Source organism: Saccharibacter floricola DSM 15669 (assembly GCF_000378165.1).
Taxonomy (GTDB): domain Bacteria; phylum Pseudomonadota; class Alphaproteobacteria; order Acetobacterales; family Acetobacteraceae; genus Saccharibacter; species Saccharibacter floricola.
Genome location: NZ_KB899336.1, coordinates 104,588 through 122,166, shown reverse-complemented (window position 1 = coordinate 122,166; position 17,579 = coordinate 104,588). Strand labels below are relative to the sequence as shown.

General features: G+C 53.8%; 13 protein-coding genes. 8 read left to right on the top strand and 5 right to left on the bottom strand.

Translation table 11 applies throughout. The features are described from left to right. The first annotated feature begins 6 nt into the window (after window positions 1-6). From tsaE to F457_RS0105075, 6 genes are all read left to right on the top strand, one after another. Window positions 7-456 carry a tRNA (adenosine(37)-N6)-threonylcarbamoyltransferase complex ATPase subunit type 1 TsaE gene (tsaE, locus tag F457_RS0105100; protein ID WP_018980059.1) on the top strand — a complete coding sequence of 150 codons (450 nt, stop codon included), beginning with the start codon at window positions 7-9 and terminating at the stop codon, window positions 454-456. Continuing rightward, entirely contained in the window at window positions 453-3,518 is a 3,066-nt protein-coding gene (gene addB, locus F457_RS0105095; RefSeq protein ID WP_018980058.1) for a double-strand break repair protein AddB, read from the top strand. The genes tsaE and addB overlap by 4 nt, the downstream gene beginning before the upstream one ends. After that, window positions 3,515-7,141, top strand: coding sequence for a double-strand break repair helicase AddA (addA, locus tag F457_RS0105090; RefSeq protein ID WP_018980057.1), 3,627 nt, complete (start codon window positions 3,515-3,517; stop codon window positions 7,139-7,141). Before addB ends, addA begins: the two co-directional genes overlap by 4 nt. A 99-nt stretch (window positions 7,142-7,240) precedes the next feature. Further along, window positions 7,241-7,570, top strand: coding sequence for a thioredoxin TrxA (gene trxA / locus F457_RS0105085; protein WP_018980056.1), 330 nt, complete (start codon window positions 7,241-7,243; stop codon window positions 7,568-7,570). Between the two features lie 169 nt (window positions 7,571-7,739). Continuing rightward, a complete protein-coding gene (gene rnd, locus F457_RS0105080) occupies window positions 7,740-8,921 on the top strand; it encodes a ribonuclease D (protein WP_018980055.1) in 1,182 nt (393 codons plus the stop codon). 130 nt (window positions 8,922-9,051) lie between these two features. After that, entirely contained in the window at window positions 9,052-9,672 is a 621-nt protein-coding gene (locus F457_RS0105075) for a GcrA family cell cycle regulator (protein WP_018980054.1), read from the top strand. 56 nt (window positions 9,673-9,728) lie between these two features. On the opposite strand, the gene F457_RS12235 is transcribed toward F457_RS0105075, so the two are convergent. After that, window positions 9,729-10,202 carry a bactofilin family protein gene (locus F457_RS12235; RefSeq protein WP_018980053.1) on the bottom strand — a complete coding sequence of 158 codons (474 nt, stop codon included), beginning with the start codon at window positions 10,200-10,202 and terminating at the stop codon, window positions 9,729-9,731. Window positions 10,203-10,609: 407 nt separating this feature from the next. Here F457_RS12235 and F457_RS0105065 point away from each other — a divergent pair, with 407 nt between their 5' ends. Then, the gene (locus F457_RS0105065) at window positions 10,610-11,611 is read left to right on the top strand and encodes an adenosine kinase (RefSeq protein ID WP_018980052.1); all 1,002 of its coding nucleotides are present in this window, start codon (window positions 10,610-10,612) and stop codon (window positions 11,609-11,611) included. On the opposite strand, the gene hpnK is transcribed toward F457_RS0105065, so the two are convergent. The 4 genes from hpnK to F457_RS0105045 all read right to left on the bottom strand — a co-directional run bounded on the left by hpnK (window position 11,608) and on the right by F457_RS0105045 (window position 16,005). Beyond that, a complete protein-coding gene (gene hpnK / locus F457_RS0105060; RefSeq protein WP_018980051.1) occupies window positions 11,608-12,450 on the bottom strand; it encodes a hopanoid biosynthesis-associated protein HpnK in 843 nt (280 codons plus the stop codon). The genes F457_RS0105065 and hpnK overlap by 4 nt on opposite strands. A gap of 93 nt (window positions 12,451-12,543) precedes the next feature. After that, the gene (gene hpnJ, locus F457_RS0105055; protein ID WP_018980050.1) at window positions 12,544-13,968 is read right to left on the bottom strand and encodes a hopanoid biosynthesis associated radical SAM protein HpnJ; all 1,425 of its coding nucleotides are present in this window, start codon (window positions 13,966-13,968) and stop codon (window positions 12,544-12,546) included. Continuing rightward, the gene (gene hpnI / locus F457_RS12230) at window positions 13,965-15,233 is read right to left on the bottom strand and encodes a bacteriohopanetetrol glucosamine biosynthesis glycosyltransferase HpnI (RefSeq protein WP_018980049.1); all 1,269 of its coding nucleotides are present in this window, start codon (window positions 15,231-15,233) and stop codon (window positions 13,965-13,967) included. The genes hpnJ and hpnI overlap by 4 nt, the downstream gene beginning before the upstream one ends. A 109-nt stretch (window positions 15,234-15,342) precedes the next feature. Beyond that, a complete protein-coding gene (locus F457_RS0105045) occupies window positions 15,343-16,005 on the bottom strand; it encodes an ABC transporter substrate-binding protein (RefSeq protein ID WP_018980048.1) in 663 nt (220 codons plus the stop codon). A 342-nt stretch (window positions 16,006-16,347) separates the two neighbouring features. On the opposite strand from F457_RS0105045, the gene hpnH reads away from it, so the two are divergent. Further along, window positions 16,348-17,535, top strand: a complete 1,188-nt coding sequence (gene hpnH / locus F457_RS0105040; protein WP_018980047.1) for an adenosyl-hopene transferase HpnH — start codon at window positions 16,348-16,350, stop codon at window positions 17,533-17,535. The last annotated feature ends 44 nt before the right edge of the window (window positions 17,536-17,579 follow it).

Below are 17,579 nucleotides of genomic sequence, written 5' to 3'. Positions count from 1 at the left end.
GTCTCTATGCTCATCACGCTGTCTTCCCCAGCTCACACGGCACGCTTGGCACAACAACTCGCTGAGCGGGTGCGTTTAGGGGACTGTTTTGCGTTGTCGGGTGGGTTAGGAGCTGGAAAAAGCACGTTCGCCCGGGCTTTTCTGCAGGCCCTTGCGCAAGACCCCACTTTGGATGTGCCAAGCCCAAGCTTTGCATTGGTGCAGCCTTATGACACCCCTGCTGGGCCCGTATTCCATTATGATTTGTGGCGTTTATCAGGCCCTGAAGGGCTGTATGAGCTGGACTGGGACGAAGCCTGTGACGGCATTATGCTGGTTGAATGGCCTGAACGTGCGGAAGATCATCTTCCTCCCAATGCTCTTCATCTCACCCTTGCTTATGGTGAGGGCGAGGAGGAGCGTCGTTTAATGCTCACCGGGTGGGACGCAGAACGCCTTGAAGGGGTTGGGGTATGAGTATTGCAACGATCCCTGCTTCCTTGCCCTTTTTAGACCATGTAGCGCTGAACTGGCTGGAGCGTATTGGTCTTCAAGGGGAGAAAGACGGCACAGAAAGCGGCAGCGTTGGCACCATCTTAGTGCCAGGGCGCCGCGCCGCGCGGTCTTTGATGGAAGCGTTTTTGCGTGTGTTGGACGGGCGGGCGGCTTTGCTGCCGTCAATTGTGGCGTTAGGGGATGTGGATGGTGAGGCGCTTTTTTCCATGCGGTTGGAAGAAGGGCTAGCCCCCGCAGTAGAGCCAACGCGCCGGTTGGCTATTCTGGCACAGCTTATTGTTAAGGCCCCGCTCTTTCATATGGGGGCTGGGCAAGAGGATGGCGGCACGATTGAGCGTGTCTGGCCCTTAGCGCAAGCCCTCGCAGAGTTGATGGATGAGGCCGAACGCCGCGGTATCTCGTTGAGCGAGACGCTTCCTCATGCGGTCGTGGAAGATTTTGCGGACCATTGGCAAAAGACCCTGCTGTTTTTGCAAATTGTGACGGACTTCTGGCCTCAATGGTTGGCAGAAGAAGGGCTGAGTAACCTGATCGCTCGTCAGGTGGCTTTGCTGGCCGCACAGGCAAAGGCGTGGCAGGAGAACCCGCCGCAGCATCCTGTATGGGCTGTTGGGTTTGTCGATGGGTCTGCTGGGGTCGCTACGGTGCTGGAGGCCGTTGCGGCGTTGCCGCGCGGTGTGGTGGTTTTGCAAGGGGTGGATTGCGCACTCCCTGAAAACCTATGGGAACGTCTAACAGAGACACATCCCCAAGCTTTGTTTCGTGAGTTTTTGGCTCATGTAGGTGTTCGTCGTGCAGAGATTGAACAATGGGGGGTACCGAAGCGTCCGGGGCGAGAGGCACTGATGCGCACGGTATTGCTGCCTGAGCAAGGTATTTCCCGTTGGGGAGAACGCACGGGGGAGGAAGACTGTGCGGGGCTAAGCTTGCTCACTGCTGATGATTCACAGCAAGAGGCGCAAACCATCGCTTTGATTTTGCGTGATGTGGCGTCCCAACCGGGGAAGAGTGCGGCGCTCGTGACGCCGGATCGCGCTTTAGCCCAGCGTGTACGCAGTGAGCTTGTGCGTTTTGGTATCCACGCTGATGATAGTGCGGGTGAGCCGTTGGTCAGAACGCCGGGAGCGGTGTTTTTACGGCTGATCGCGGCTTGTGTCAGCGATGAGCTTTCTCCTGTTGCCTTATTGTCCGTTTTAAAGCACCCGCTTGCAGCCTTGGGGATGACACCGGGGCAATGCCGTATTCTAGCGCGCCTTCTCGAGCGTGCCGTGCTGCGTGGACCTGCTCCCGCACCGGGTATGGCAGGGCTGCGAGCTGCGGTGCAACATTATGGTGCACTGCAGGATAAGATGTCGTCTGAGGAAGATGCATCGCCAGCTGTTGTGCTGATGGCGTTTTTAGACCGACTGGAGAGCGCTCTTACGCCGCTTTTGTCCCTCAACGGCAAGGTTGCCGTACCGGATTTGCTGGAGGCGCTGATTACGAGTGCCCAAACCCTCGCTTCTGTAGAGGGTGAGGGCAGCTCGGAAGAGGCAGACCCACCCGGGGTACGACTGTGGCAAGGTGATGATGGCGCGATGCTTTCTCAGCATCTTGTGGAGCTGCTGACCTACACGAAAGACCTGCCATCTCAGCCGGTTAGGGCGCTTGAGGGCTTCTTAACCGTTTCGATGGCGGGGAAGTCCCTGACAGGGTTGCGAGGCCATCAAGGAGGGGTGGAGCTGGCCCATCCACGGATTTCTATTTACGGGGTGCTGGAGGCGCGCCTCTTGGCCTTTGATACTGTGATCTTGGGTGGCCTGAACGAGACAGTGTGGCCACCCGCGCCGGATTCTGGGCCGTGGATGAGCCGCCCTATGCGCCAGCGTGTCGGGCTATTCTCACCTGAGCGGCAGATTGGCGCGAGTGCGCACGACTTTGCGATGGCGGCGTTAGCTGCAGATAATGTCATCTTGTCACGGTCGCAGCGGCGAGAGGGCGGCCCAGCTGTGCCGGCACGTTGGTTGGTACGGCTTTTGGCGTTCTTAGCGGGGCGGGGCGACGGTTCTGCTCTGCCGGAGCATCCCGCTCTGTTTTGGCAAGAGCAGCTGGATCAGCCTGCAGGAGATGCTTGTCCGGTTTCTCCGCCAGAACCTTGCCCGCCTTTGGCTCTCCGACCACGGCGTTTGAGTATTACGGCGATTGATACCCTCAAAACAGATCCATATGCGATTTATGCACGCTATGTTCTCCGTCTTAAAGCGCTCTCTCCTTTGGAAGAGGGGGTGGAGCATGCTGATTATGGGATGATCGTTCATAGCGCGTTGGAGCGTATGTTTCGTCGTTATCCTGCGGCATGGCCTCAGAAGGCAGCGCCTATTTTGCGCAGTTTGTGCGATGACGTGTTGGAAGAAGCAGCGATTCGTCCGGCGCTTCAGGCGTGGTGGCGTCCGCGCCTAGCCCGTATTGCGGATTGGGTAGCTCAACAAGAAGAAGGGCGTTGTCAGGGGGAGGTGTCTGTCACGTCTCATACTGAAGTGACGACACAGTATCGTTTCCCTGATCTCCCTGGTGGTGCGTTCACGGTTGCTGGACGCGCAGACCGTATTGATCTGGAGCCAGGCGATGAAGGGGAAGAGATGACAGCACGCGTGTATGATTACAAAACCGGCTCTCCTCCAACGGGCACAGATGTTGTTTTAGGCTGGGCTTCCCAAATGGTGCTTGAGGCCGCTTTGTTAGGACGAGGGGCGTTTGAGTCGCTCCCCCCTGCGCAGGTAACGCAACTTCTCTATTGGAAACTAAGCGGCGGGGCAACGCCGGGAGAAGTGAAGGAAGTCCCCTCTTCGAAAAGTAAGGTGAACTTATCAGAGCTTGTTGAGGGGGCCTTAGAGCAGTTACGGGCGTTGTTGACGGACTATGACACACCGTCACGGCCTTATCGCTCTCAGCCTTGGGCTGGGCATGTGCCACGATACACTGATTATGCACAGCTTGCGCGTGTGGATGAATGGCGCTTGTCAGCAACGGAGGATGACGCATGAGCCAAAGCCTGACAGCAACGCAACGCCGCCAACAGGAGGCCATTGCACAGGCCGATAAGGTACAGCGGGAAGCGTCAGACCCGCGTGCGTCTGTTTTTGTGTCAGCCTCAGCAGGGTCTGGGAAGACGAAGCTGCTTATTGACCGGCTTTTGCGTTTGATGTTGCCGCTGGAGGACATTACTCCAGAGGGAGAGCGCGTGCTGCTGGAAGGCTCTGATCCGGCGCGTATTTTGTGCTTAACATACACGAAAGCCGCGGCGGCGGAGATGGCGAACCGCTTGCAAGACCGGCTCGGGCGCTGGGTATCGTTGGAGCCAGAAAAGCTGGGGCAGGAATTACGGGCGCTGGATGTCCCTGATACGGAGCATACACGAGCGCGGGCTCGGAGCTTGTTTCTTAAGGTATTGGATCTTCCCGGTGGGCTGCGCGTGGAGACGATCCATGCGTTCTGTCAGTCTTTGCTCAGGCGCTTCCCGCTAGAAGCAGCATTAGACCCGCATTTTGCGTTGATGGAAGAAACTGACAGCGCCCTTGCTCTCCGCCAGGCGTTGGAGCAAGAGCTTAGCCTTCACCCGGCACATGCGCAGGGCCTTGCGAGTGTCGCAACCTTTAGTGATGTCGTGGAACGTGTCACCGGGTTTAATGAGAAGATCGCGCGTCTTCAGCCACTTGTGACGCTATGGAACCAGCGTCCGCAGCAGGTGATTGCGGCGTATCGTCGTTTGCTCAAGGCTGGGGATGAAGACGCAGAGACGGTCGAGTGCGAGGCTGTGTGCTTGCCTAATGAGGAGGCGATTCGGGAAGGGCTCAAAGCAGCATGGCCCAAAATGTCAGACGCTGGGCGGAAGAAAGGCCAGCAGTTTCTGGACTGGCTGGCCACTCCTGTAGAAGAGCGGGTGCACGGCGTGTTGTTGGGGCTTTTGCTGACTGACAAGGGAACGCCTCGTAAAATGGGTAGTATTGTTGCAAAAGCGGCTCAGCCTTTGGCCCCGGGGTTGGTGGAAGCGTTGGAGCAAGAAGCACAACGTCAGTTAGAGTTGCGAGAGCTGATCCGAGCTCAACAGCTCTTGCAGGTAAATCAGGCTTTGTTGGGCCTCTCTGCTCCTGTCTTGTCGCGGTTTCAGAAGGAAAAGACCCAGCGTGGTTTAGTCGATTATAATGACCTTATTGCCCACACGCGGGATTTGTTGCGTGACCCCGGTGCTGCGTGGGTGATGTATAAGCTTGATGGCGGGATTGACCATCTTCTTCTTGATGAGGTGCAAGATACATCGGCGTTGCAATGGGAGATTGCAGGGGCTCTGACCAGCGATTTTTTCTCTGGTGAAGGGCGGCATGAGGACACACCACGGCCACGCACGATCTTCGCGGTGGGGGACTTTAAGCAGTCCATCTATAGCTTTCAGGGGGCAGAGCCGGAACAATTTCATAAATGGCGGAAGGAGTTTGCGCGACGCGTGACAAGTGCTGGCCTGTTATGGCGTGAACCGACATTGAAAGTCTCCTTCCGGTCGGTCGCTCCTGTTTTGAGCGTCGTGGATGGGGTGTTTCAGCAGGACATAGCAGCATACGGACTGCGCGAAGCTGGTACAAAGACATTGGAAGAGCATGTTTCTGCCCGCCCTGGTCAAGGAGGGCGGGTGGAGCTTTGGCCATGTGTGCCCGCCAAAGATGAGGGAGGAAACCCTAATACAGATGAGGAGAGCAGCCCTTGGCGGGCACCTTTGCGCAATAGTGATAAGCGTAGTGCGCCGCAGCGTTTAGCCGAGTCTCTGGCAGAATGGATCAGCACGCAGATTGGTCGTTCACCTCAGCCGGGGAAGCCGCCATTACGAGCAGGGGATGTTTTGGTGTTGGTGCCCAAGCGCTCAACCTTCTTGCGGGCTTTTATTCGTGCGTTGAAGACCCGCCAGGTTCCCGTCGCAAGCTTTATTCGATCTGGTTTGACCGAGCAGGTTGCCGTGCGGGATTTGATGACGCTTTGTGCCGCTTTGCTGCTTCCTCAAGATGATCTGAGTGTGGCCAGTGTGCTGACATCCCCATTAGGGGGGCTGAGCGATGATTCCCTGATGGATCTGGCGACGCATGACCGAAAGAAAGCAGCGCTGGGCTCAGGGGGAACATCGTTATGGTCGTTGTTGCGTGAGCGTCATTCTGAACGGGCGGAATGGCGTTCCGCTTGGGAGAATCTGTCTGCTCTTTATCGCCGTGTGGATTATGACACGCCCTATCAGATATTGGTTCAAGCACTTGGCGCCCAAGGAGGGCGGGCCCGGCTTTTAGCCCGTTTAGGGCCGGAAGCAGCAGAGCCTGTTGATGAACTTCTGAACGCTGCGCTGAATTATGAGATGCAGCACGCGCCGTCATTGCAAGGGTTTTTGCAATGGTTGGAGGCGAGTGAGACGACCTCACGTCGTGAGCCAGAAAGTGACGTGGATGCGGTGCGGATTATGACCGTGCATGGCTCTAAGGGACTGCAAGCCCGTTTAGTGGTGCTGCCGGATACGACGTCCACGACTGAGAGAGACCGTGACGTGCTCTGGCCCCATGAGGGGGGGATGGATGTTCCCCTCTGGGTACCACGGAAGAAAGAGATGGGCACACAGCGAACCGCACAAATCACTCAAGAGGCAGCAGAAAAGTCACGCGCGGAGAAGAACCGCCTTCTCTATGTCGCGTTAACGCGTGCGAGTGATATGCTGGTTATCTGCGGTTGGGAGCCTGCTCGTGGTGCCGTTGGGGAGACCAGCTGGTATGAACAATGCCGACAAGGCTTCGCTCAGCTTGAGAATGTGCAAGAAACGGCGTTTGAGGGAGGATGGTCAGGTACTCTTTTGTCCCTTGAAGAGCGTTGCACGGAAACGTCGCCTCCCCAAAAAACCTCAACTCCGCATCAGGCACCGATTATAGTGCCGTCATGGATGGGGCAGGCGCCAGATTGGCGGGCAGAGCCTGCACCACAAGAGGATGCGTTAGCGCGACCTCTAACACCGAGTCGCCCGGATGGTGCTGAGTTTGGGCCTTCTCCTGCGGCACGTTCCCCATTGGATGTCGTGCAAGGGAACGCTAAAGAGCGGCCTTTAAAGTCTGATGGGACGGTAAGCCGCCAAAAGGCGATGCAACGGGGGCGGCTGGTGCATCGGTTATTACAGCTTCTCCCAGAGATGCCCGTGCAGGAACGCGCACAGAAGGCGTATCATTGGCTTTCACGCCCAGCATGGAAGTTGGAAAAAGAGGATGTGAGCCAGCTATGCGAGCACATTCTTGCTGTGCTGAATGAACCGCGTTTAGAGCCGCTTTTTGGCCCTCATAGTCGCTCAGAACAGGCGATTTCTGGTGTGATGAAAGGGGCTGTTGGGCAAGAGGGGCAGGTGGTCTTGGGGAAAGTAGACCGTTTCTGCCTTGAAGATGACGCGGTTTGGTTGTGTGATTATAAGACGGGTCGACGGCCTCCACGTGAGGTGACACAAACACCATCGGCTTATCTGCGTCAGATGGCGGCCTATCGTGCGGTTATGGCGCAGGTCTATCCAGATAAAGAGATTCGCTGTTTTCTCGTATGGACAGAAGGGCCGCAGGTGGATGAACTCCCACGTAGTTTGTTAGAGCCGCCGTCTCTGTGAACAGGATAGTGGACTATAGCGGTTGTCTTTTTTACAACTAGCCCAATATCTTTAAGTCTCACCAGATCGTGAGACGCTGAATTGAAAAGGATGGTTGTAATGAGCGAGAATACCGTTGCGGTGACCGATCAGGGTTTTGAAGCAGATGTTTTAAAAGCTGATGGGTATGTTCTGGTGGATTTCTGGGCAGAATGGTGCGGTCCCTGCAAAATGGTAGCACCAGCGCTTGAGGAAATTGGCGCGGATTATAAGGGGCGTGTGCGGGTTGCTAAGGTAGATATCGATGCGAACCCTGAAACGCCAACTAAGTTTGGCGTGCGCAGCATTCCGACAATGATGCTCTTCAAGGATGGTAATTTGGTTGCTCAACAAACTGGAGCTTTGCCAAAAAGCCAGCTTAAAGCATGGATTGATAAAAACTGCGCATAAAAGAGGGAAGACGCACAGCCTATGAGACTAATGGGCACATGCGTTGGGGCTTTTATTCGGGGAGGTAGGAGACTTTCTTCTGCAGGGGCTGTCTTTTTCTCAAGATTCTGTGAGGATCAAAGAGAGGAGAGCGTGGTCAGATGGGCCATGACAGTGTAGAAGAAGAGCTATGTCAAAACGTCCTGCTTTCCCTGCCCCTGTTATGATCACCACATCAGAGGCCGTTGCGTCTTTATGTGAGAAGCTTCGTCATGAACCTTTTGTGACGATTGATACTGAGTTTGTGCGTGAGAAAACCTACTGGCCTAAGCTGTGTTTGGTGCAGCTCGGGGGTGAAGAGGACGTCGCGATTATTGATGCGTGCGCCCCTGGTATCGATCTAGCGCCTTTGGCAGAGCTTTTGGCTGAACCAACGTGCACAAAGGTGTTTCACGCCGCACGGCAGGATCTGGAGATTTTTCTTCATCTTTTTGGGCGTTTGCCGGTCAATGTTTTTGACACGCAAATTGCGGCAATGGTCGCTGGTTTTGGCGAACAAATTGGTTATGACAGTCTCGTTGGGTCGATCACGGGACAATCTATTGATAAAACCCATCGCTTTAGCGATTGGGCGGCCCGGCCTCTTACCCCTGCACAAATAGCTTATGCCAGTGCTGATGTAACGCATTTGCGTGATGTGTATCGTCAGCTGCGTGACCAGCTCAAAGCGCAGGAACGCGTGCATTGGGTGGAAGCTGAGCAAGCTATTTTGGGCGAGGAAAAGACCTTTCGTCCTGATCCACGCCGTTTGTGGGAGAAGCTGAAGGCTCGTACGCATAACCGTCGTGTTCTTGCGATTTTACGTGAGCTGGCCGCGTGGCGTGAGCTAGCCGCCCAGCGCGTGGATCTCCCACGGCAGCGTTTGGTGCGGGACGAAAGTTTGCTGGAAATCGCAGCCGTTAAACCTCGACATGCGAAGGGCTTGGCGCGTATTCGTGGGATCAGTGCAGAGTTTGCTGCTGGTGCGTTAGGCCACGAACTTCTTGAGGCTATTGAGATTGGCGAGGCTGTTCCTGAGGAAGACCTCCCAGCGGTGCCGTATAAAAAACGCTCAGAACGTCCGCGCCCTGCACCGGGTGTTGTGGCGCTTTTGAAGGTGTTACTGAGTGCCCGTTGTGAAACACATCGTGTGGCAGCTCGTTTGGTGGCGACGAGTGATGACTTAGAGCGTTTAGCGCTAGGAGAGACGGAACTGCCTGTTCTCCATGGTTGGCGTCGCGATGTTTTTGGGCAAGAAGCCCTTTCTCTCCTTGCCGGAGAGGTTTCTCTCTCTATCTGTGAGGGGAAGCTTCATGTAGAGGAAGCATCGTAGCGCGTTTTTAAAAGAGCAGGTATCAAAGTGTTAACAGATATAGGGCCTGCTTTGTGGTATTATAGGACGATGTCTTACGATGTGCGATCATTGTGAGATCAATCATTAAGTGGGAGAGGAGCCGAAGGCTATGGAATGGACAGAGGAACTGATCGCCAGACTTCGGGATTTATGGAGTCAGGGGTTATCGACGGCTGAGATTGGCCGTCAGCTTTCCATTACGAAGAATGCTGTTGTTGGGAAGGCGCATCGTCTGGAGCTTCCTCCCCGTCCGTCGCCTATTCGTAATCGCTCTTCTGAGGATGGGAGCACGCCTCCACGCAAGCGGAGCACAACATCACGTAAAAAGAAAACATCGCAAGAAACTGCAAGCTTGCCTTTAGAAGGCGGCAAGAGTGCTCCGTCTTCTGAGGAGAAAAAGGTCTCTGCTGCTAAGGAAGCGCCTTCCTCTCCAGCGGCTGTTTCCGGTGAGAAAGGGGCTGCCCCTACAAAACCAGCTGCATCACGGGCAACGACAGCGTCGACTGAGCCGACACGTCCGGTTGCACCACCACGGAAGATGGCGCCGCCTCGTCGTGTGCGGGAAGCGATGGATCGTGCAACGCGCCGTGGCCCATCGTGCCAATGGCCGCATGGTGATCCGGGCACGCCAGGGTTTCACTTTTGCGGGGCAACGCCTTTACCAGGAAAGCCTTATTGTGCAGAGCATGCGGCTGTTGCGTATGTAAAGATTCGCGATCGACGTCATTAGACGTAAGCTTAGAACGGTACGATGGAAAAGCCGCCCTTTCAAGGGCGGCTTTTTAATTACTCCTGACTTTCGTGCTCGTTGTCAGTCTCATCTTCTTTGGAGATTTTGGTTTGAGGAATGGTTGAGAGCATTTCAATCTTGCCGCTGATCTCACCACCATCTTCGACCTGCAGACGACGACAAGCTGCATTGCCGTTGAGGCGTCCTGTCGCACAGACTTGTAGACTCGCTTTGGCGGTGAGTTCACCGTCAAGAATTCCAGAAATTTCAGCGACTTCAATATCAGCTGTGCCTTGGAAGCGGCCGCCATGGGCGATGACGAGTTCTTTGGCTGTTAAATGGTCGGTTTCCATCGTGCCTTCCACGACTAGTTTTTCAACGTCTTGGACGACCCCTTGAATATGTATGCCACGATGGATGACGAGCGTGCGGGAGAAATTATGTTTAGGGCGCCCATCATGGTGGAGGTCGGACGGACGTTGACGAGCACGTGCCGCTAAGGACGGAGAGCGGGATGTCGAGAGGGACATATTATCTCTAGCATTTCGTAAGGAGCCTGAGCTCCGTGGAGTCGTAGGGTGTTGCGGGGTGGAGTCCCCAGAACTGTGGGACGTAGAGCTATCGTTCTGAGAAGAAGGTGTAAGCAAGGCTACCTCGCTATATGTCCCCCATGCTTATGGGGTAATGGAAAGAAGATGGACGAGATCCAGAGTGATATCCTGATAAGATGATGAATGGATTCACTTATAGACAGGATAGGTGAAGAAAATCTTATACGCGTCTTGTAGGGTGCGACAAGCGACTCTCGTGATAGAAAAGAGTTTTTCCGAGCTTATGGTGATCTTTTCGGCTCATTCGCTCCTTATCCGTTGATTTGACCGATGGGGGCGGTATGGTGCGGCTTATTCCTTATTCTCTCAGATAAAGTGGAACGCTTATGTCTCATCCTGCTCAACCAGCACGTTATGATCTTTTATGTGTGGGTAATGCCATTGTTGATATGCTGGCCTCTGTTGATGCGAATGTTATCACAGAGCTCGGGGCAACAGCTGGCAGTATGACGCTCATTGACACAGAGACGATGGCAAAAATTCAACAACGCGTGTCTATTGAGCATGTATCTGGTGGGGGGTCTGCTGCCAACACGGCCGTTGTTGCCGCACGGATGGGAACTCAGACAGCTTATTTGGGCAAGGTCGCAGATGATCACGCTGGTGATGATTTCACCCGTGATATGCACGCACAGAGCATTGCCTTCCCGTCTTATCCGCTGAAAAAAACGGATGGGCAAGAGGAGATTCCAACAGCGCGTTGTATCGTGTTGGTGACGCCTGATGGGCAACGCACCATGTTTACCTATCTGGGAGCCTGCGTTGAATTCACACCGAGCGATGTGCAGGAAGACATTGTCGCTCAGTCTGCCGTGACGTATCTGGAAGGATATCTCTTTGATCGGCCACATGCACAAGAGGCGTTTTATCGCGCAGCAGAGCTTGCGCATAAAGCAGGGCGTAAAACAGCCTTAACGTTGTCTGATAGTTTTTGCATTCAGCGTCATCACGCAGCATTCCGTCGTTTGGTAAAAGAGTCGATTGATATTCTTTTTGCGAATGAAGCTGAAATTCTAGCCCTTTATGAAACCGAATCTTTTGATGAGGCGCTTAAGCGGGCGGCTCAGGATGTTGCGCTGGTGGTGGTAACACGTGGTGCAGATGGTGCCGTTGTGCAAACGGGGCAGGAGCGCCATGACGTGCCTACACAGCCGGTGAATGTTGTCGATACAACGGGAGCGGGCGATGCGTTTGCGGCGGGTTTCCTTGCGGGTTATAGCCGTGACAAAACGCTGCCAGAATGTGTGGATCTGGGCAATAAAGCAGCAGGAGCGGTGATTACCCGCCTAGGGGCTCGTCCCGATGAATCTTTTGACCTGAGCGTTTAAAGGTCACTCCAGCCGATGGGCTGAATGCTGTGTTGCTCAAGAAGCTCCCGCGTTTGGGGGGCGAGCAATGCGGCAAGTTCCCCTTCCTGATCATAGCCAGGCATGAGTGCTGCCATTGAGGCATTTTGTGCGGTTGCGGGATGAAAGTAAATTTCACTCACTCCGGCAGGAAGGCGGGGAATGAGGCTTTGAATGCGTTGTGGGGTCATATGGCCAGACCAACGCAAGCCAAAGCATGAGTCGTTCGTTTTCATCTTTGCGTGACGAATCTGAGCACGGAGCAAATGCGTCCAGTACCAGAGGGCGCGGTCTCCTATGGAGGTCTGCATCCCCAAAGGTGCGGCGGGTTCAGCAGGGGTGCGTACTGCTTTAAGGCCATGCACCTGTCCTGTTTCAATTAGCATCCGTCCAATAGTGGGGTGGAGGTGCATATGCTTATGAGCATTCGCGTGATCAAGAGGGATTCCCGTACGTGAAAAGGCGCGGAACTGTGCCTCAATCTCGCGTTTCATGGCAGAACGTGCGCGTGGAGAGAAAAAATACTCTACCCCGAGCTTGAGCTGGTCGCGGCCAAACCACCCATCGTCATCCGTAATAGCAGGCAGCTTTAAGACTGAATCCCCTTCAATCGTGACAAGATGCAGGCCGACCTTGAGAGAGGGAAGGCGGCGTGCCCGCCTAAGCGCATCTTCAGCAGCGGGTGCAGCGACCATGAGACTGGTCGTGGTGAGCACACCGTTACGATGAGCGCATTCAATGGCTTCGTTAACCTCATAACTCATACCGAAATCATCGGCTGAAATGATGGCGCGACGGGGGGAAAGCGGGGAAGAAGCCATTGGAGAACTCGTTCATCAAAGCGCTAAAAAAGGGGGAAGGCTGACAGCCATCCCCCCTTTATCATGGTGAGACGTGAGGTAACGCCGCGCCTTTTAGGATGTGTGACGTTGGCGCAGGAATTGGAAGAACTCCACACCTTCACGCAAGCGACGTTTCATCATTTGTGGGTCACGGATCATCTCATTGAGAATGGAGAAGATCTTGGATGGACGGAAATAGAATTCCCGATAGAAGGTCTCAACACTTTTGAAGATTTCTTCATGAGAGAGGTGAGGATAATGCAGTGGTGCGATCTGCACACCGTCATCATCAATCAGCTCAGCTTCAGATTCATTGAACCAACCATTTTCTGTTGCTTGCTTATGCAGCAACGTGCCCGGATAGGGTGCTGCGAGAGAAACCTGAAGGGTATGTGGGTTGATCTCTTTAGCAAAATTGATCGATTCGCGGATTGTCTCCTGTGTTTCCCCCGGAAGGCCAACAATGAAGGTTCCGTGAATCTTGATCCCGAGTTTGCGACAGTTTTCAGTAAACTCACGGGCAACCTCAATGCGCATCCCCTTCTTAATGTTGTGAAGGATTTGCTGATTGCCGCTTTCATACCCAACAAGAAGAAGGCGCAGCCCGTTATCACGTAGAATTTTCAAGGTCTTGTAAGGCACATTGGCCTTTGCGTTACAAGACCATGTGATGTTCATCTTCCCAAGTTCACGGGCAATAGCTTCTGCACGTGGAAGGTCATCGGTGAAGGTGTCATCATCAAAGAAGAATTCTTTGACCTGCGGGAAATATTGCTTCGCGAGGCGAATTTCTGCTGCGACATGCTCTGGGCTGCGCGTGCGGTAACGGTGCCCACCAACCGTTTGCGGCCACAGGCAGAAAGAGCAGCGTGACTTACAACCACGCCCTGTATAGATGGAGATATAGGGGTGCTTGAGATAGCCGATGAAGTAGTCTTCAATCTTGAGGTCACGCTTATAGACTTCTGTCACGAAGGGCAGGCAGTCCATATCTTCAATGATCTCACGATCCTTATTGGTGATGATCTCGCCATCATCATTGCGCCATGTGATCCCGTCCACTTCAGCAAACGGCTTGCCTTCAGCAATGTCCTTAATGGTGAAGTCGAACTCATTACGCGCGACGAAATCAATCGGTTCACCCTGGGCAAGGCTCTCATTGGGTTGCACGGCGACTTTTGCACCGACCATCCCAATTTTAAGCTTCGGATTAACGTCCTTGAGCATGCGTGCAACGCGTACGTCGGAATTAAACGAGGGTGTGGAGGTATGCATGATCACCAGATCACGATTTTTCACATCCTCAAGAATGGGCCCCATGCCCATCTTGGCCGGTGGAGCGTCAATAAGACGAGAACCCGGAACGAGTGCGGCAGGCTGTGCGAGCCATGTTGGATACCAGAAAGAGCGAATTTCACGTTTAGCTTGATAACGTGACCCCGCCCCGCCATCGAATCCATCAAATGACGGGGGCTGAAGGAAAAGAGTTCTCATCATGATCGGACGCTCCTGTTGATGTCTGACCTGTCGACGCCGGGTCCGTTGACGGTCGGAGAGGAAGGGTCGGGTGGTGTGTGTGTATGACGACGCGACGATGTGTGCGTTGTGTTGCGAGTGATATGGACTGTTCGGCCGCGCCATGCAACGCGTGAGCCACATGCACTGGCAAGCATCACGGCGGCAGAAAGCCAATCACGCAAAACGAGATACGGGAAAATGCCGGGAAGAGAGCATTTCGTCAAACGGGCTGTGTGCTGCGTTGTGAAGCTGCGCAAAAGCCATCCCCCGATGAAGAGGCCCCACGATAGAGGGGAGGTTGGGGCAAAGGCGACACAAAGAGTAGCCCAAAAAAGGGGAAGTTGCAGAGAAGAGCAGGCATAACCAACTGGTTCAATGCTGCGCACTGTACGTCCCCAACGAATTTCGTGGCTAATAAGCTCACGAAAATTATTTTCCGCTACGGTGGTGAGACATAAGGTAGGGGCCAGGGCAATGGTCCCTTGTTGGCGGAGAATACGATTTCCCAGTTCTGAATCATCGGCAATATGGGCCACAAGAGATGTAAAACCGCCGACTTCGTCAAGACGTTGGCGGGTGAGGGCCATGGTGGCTCCCAAACAGTCTTGCCGTCCTAAAAGGCGGGACATCATCACACCGGGGAGAAAATTGGCGTTGATACTATGCGCCCCAAAGAGACGTGCCAGTTGTGTGCTTGCAGGTAGGCCCGCGTACAAAGTGGTCACAAGCTGTGTTTCGGACTGGAGCAAGGTTGACGCGATATGGCGCAGATACTGAGGCTCCACATGAATATCTGAGTCTGAAATAACAAAGACATCATGATGGCAGGCCTGCTGCATATTGATGAGATTACCAACCTTACGGTTAGGGCCATGATCGGTCGAATCGCATACAACAAAAACAGGCTGGGCCGGATAACGTGTGCGGAGGCGTTCGATAACGGCAAGTGCTGGGTCGTCAGTGCGCTGAACACCAAATACAAGCTCATATTCTGGATAATCTTGCTTGAAGAAGCTTTCTAGCGCCTCCTCAAGGAGAGGTTCGTCCCCATGAAGGGGTTTGAGAACACTAATTTTGGGCCAAGAGGCTGCGTGATCGTCTGTTTTAAATGGCGCAGAGTGTTCTTCTCTGTTGCGGAGGTGAACAAAGCGGGAAAGCAAAACAGAGCCTAAAAGGCTCTGACATTGCCCAGCAACAGATAAGGCACCACTGATGAACGATACAGACGAAAGAAATGGCAGCATGGCGCAACGCTATCCTGATTTGGAACTATAAAGGCAACGAGGCGCTATAAAGTGAAGATAAGCAGCACTGCCTTGTTTGAGAAGGCAGTGCTGTGTGGCATGAGCGGTCTTATTCATGTAAGAAATTATCAGCCTTAGTCGTTAGGGACTGAGCGAGACCGCGTGCTCCGCCTTGTCCGAAAATGGTTTTAAAATCAGAGCGTTGAGCCCCTACCTGGCTAATATGTCCGTCAAGGAGAACGTCTGTAATACGCCAACCTTGTGGGGTTTGTGTCATCACATAGTCAATGGGCGTTGCTTCGCTTGCTGGGTCTGATTTCCCGCGGAGAGAGGTATGAAGGATCACACCGCCCGTTGGGTTGGGGTCTGTGCCGGCGGTAACGGAAAAAGCGGCTTCCGAGCCAGGCTTAAAGGTTGCTGCATAGCGCGCGATCGTGAATGTTCGGAAGGCTCCGAGCAGCTGGGCACGCTCCCCATCACTCAAACGGTCATAGCGCAAGCCGATAGAGCGGCGCAGAATTGCGTTGAGGTCAAAGGCTTGATCGACAGCCGGAGCGATAATGGCGCGCCGTTCTGGAATGCCTGCGCGAGATTGGGCGCGTTGCAGAGCGTCATAAAGTGTCTGTACAGCTGCGTTCGGTGCTGCGTTGTTCACAGTGGCCGCAGCTTCTGCTTGAGGTGCGGTCAGGTAAAATGGCACGCTTGCTGCCACCAAAAGGCTACTGGCAAGTAGGGTTGAACGGATAGTGTCAGTCATTAAACAACGAATCATGCACATGCTCTTCCTCCTAAGTAGGATTTTTCGCAAGGGGTTCTCCTCACTAAGCTGCTCCTAAAGGGCAGTAACGTCTAGGGCTGTGTTAGATATGATACAGTTATTGCAAGAATATGGCGATAAGACATTGAAGGACCGATCCTCGAGATTGTATAGCATCTCCATATTACGTGGCGTTTACCGTAGTCGGTGACGCGTGGCTGCACCTGGTCCGGCTTCAGCGAGTGCTGGGGAATGTGACTGGAGGTGCGATTTTCCCGCTCGGTCGTTACGTGAGGTTAAGCATAAAGATCCGGGGTGCGCCGGAGTGCAACCCTAGAGAGTGATCAGAGGATTATAATGGCCGTACCCTTAATGCAGGCTGTCCGAGTTGGACGGTACGTTCTCAAGCAGCATCTGACAGGGCGTAAGCGTTACCCGCTCGTGTTGATGCTTGAGCCGCTGTTCCGCTGCAATCTGGCTTGCGCGGGCTGTGGTAAAATTGATTATCCAGCAAAAATTCTTAACCAGCGTATGAGCTTGCAAGAATGTTTGGATGCTGATGCTGAAGCGGGTGCTCCTATTATCGCCATCGCTGGTGGGGAGCCGCTGCTGCACAAAGAAATGCCTCAAATTGTAGAAGGGCTGGTTGAGCGTAAAAAATACGTTTATCTGTGCACGAATGCGCTGCTTCTTGAGAAAAAGCTGAAGGATTATAAGCCTTCTCCGTTTTTCTCATGGGATGTTCATTTGGACGGCGATCAGCAAATGCATGATTCGTCTGTCTGCCAAGATGGTGTGTATGAGCGCGCTGTTGCTGCGATTCGTTTAGCGAAATCTAAAGGTTTCCGCATTTCCATTAACTGCACGTTCTTTGATGGAGTTGACCCTAAAAAGGCAGCTGATTTCTTTGACTCAGTGATGGAAATGGGCGTTGATGGCGTCATGACGGCTCCGGGTTATGCGTACGAGCGTGCACCTGACCAAGAGCATTTCTTAAACCGTCAGAAAACCAAGACGTTATTCCGTGATATTTTCCGTTACGGGAAAGGGAAGAAATGGCGCTTTACGCAGTCTCCGCTCTTTCTCAACTTCTTAGCGGGGAATGAGAATTACAAATGCACCCCTTGGGGGAAGCCATTGCGGACCGTCTTTGGGTGGCAACGTCCTTGCTATCTGCTCGGTGAAGGCTACGCTAAAACCTTTAAAGAGCTGATGGAAGACACAGCTTGGGATGACTATGGCACAGGCGCGTATGAGAAATGCGCTGACTGCATGGTGCACTCAGGTTACGAGGCAACCGCTGTGATGGATGCGGTGAAACGTCCTTGGCACTTCATTAAGGTTGCTCTCACAGGGCCAGAGACTGAGAAGCCGATGGCTCCTGAAATTTCTTTGGCTCATCAGCGCCCAGCAGAATACGGTTACGATGCCCAAGTTTCTGAGCAGATGGAACGTCTGGAAACAAAGGGCAAGCCAAGCCGTGGGCCACGTGTGCGGGTCAATGGTAAGGATGTTGAATCCCAGAAGTCTTCTGCAGCTGAATAAAAGGAGCATATAAGCGAGCAGATAAGGTGTATGATCACTTTATC

What these genes read in the sequence shown, in the direction of transcription:
- tsaE (WP_018980059.1), top strand. Translation starts at nt 7, where the DNA reads ATGCTCATCACGCTGTCTTCCCCAGCTCACACGGCACGCTTGGCACAA.
- addB (WP_018980058.1), top strand. Translation starts at nt 453, where the DNA reads ATGAGTATTGCAACGATCCCTGCTTCCTTGCCCTTTTTAGACCATGTA.
- addA (WP_018980057.1), top strand. Translation starts at nt 3,515, where the DNA reads ATGAGCCAAAGCCTGACAGCAACGCAACGCCGCCAACAGGAGGCCATT.
- trxA (WP_018980056.1), top strand. Translation starts at nt 7,241, where the DNA reads ATGAGCGAGAATACCGTTGCGGTGACCGATCAGGGTTTTGAAGCAGAT.
- rnd (WP_018980055.1), top strand. Translation starts at nt 7,740, where the DNA reads ATGTCAAAACGTCCTGCTTTCCCTGCCCCTGTTATGATCACCACATCA.
- F457_RS0105075 (WP_018980054.1), top strand. Translation starts at nt 9,052, where the DNA reads ATGGAATGGACAGAGGAACTGATCGCCAGACTTCGGGATTTATGGAGT.
- F457_RS12235 (WP_018980053.1), bottom strand. Translation starts at nt 10,202, where the DNA reads ATGTCCCTCTCGACATCCCGCTCTCCGTCCTTAGCGGCACGTGCTCGT.
- F457_RS0105065 (WP_018980052.1), top strand. Translation starts at nt 10,610, where the DNA reads ATGTCTCATCCTGCTCAACCAGCACGTTATGATCTTTTATGTGTGGGT.
- hpnK (WP_018980051.1), bottom strand. Translation starts at nt 12,450, where the DNA reads ATGGCTTCTTCCCCGCTTTCCCCCCGTCGCGCCATCATTTCAGCCGAT.
- hpnJ (WP_018980050.1), bottom strand. Translation starts at nt 13,968, where the DNA reads ATGATGAGAACTCTTTTCCTTCAGCCCCCGTCATTTGATGGATTCGAT.
- hpnI (WP_018980049.1), bottom strand. Translation starts at nt 15,233, where the DNA reads ATGCTGCCATTTCTTTCGTCTGTATCGTTCATCAGTGGTGCCTTATCT.
- F457_RS0105045 (WP_018980048.1), bottom strand. Translation starts at nt 16,005, where the DNA reads ATGATTCGTTGTTTAATGACTGACACTATCCGTTCAACCCTACTTGCC.
- hpnH (WP_018980047.1), top strand. Translation starts at nt 16,348, where the DNA reads ATGGCCGTACCCTTAATGCAGGCTGTCCGAGTTGGACGGTACGTTCTC.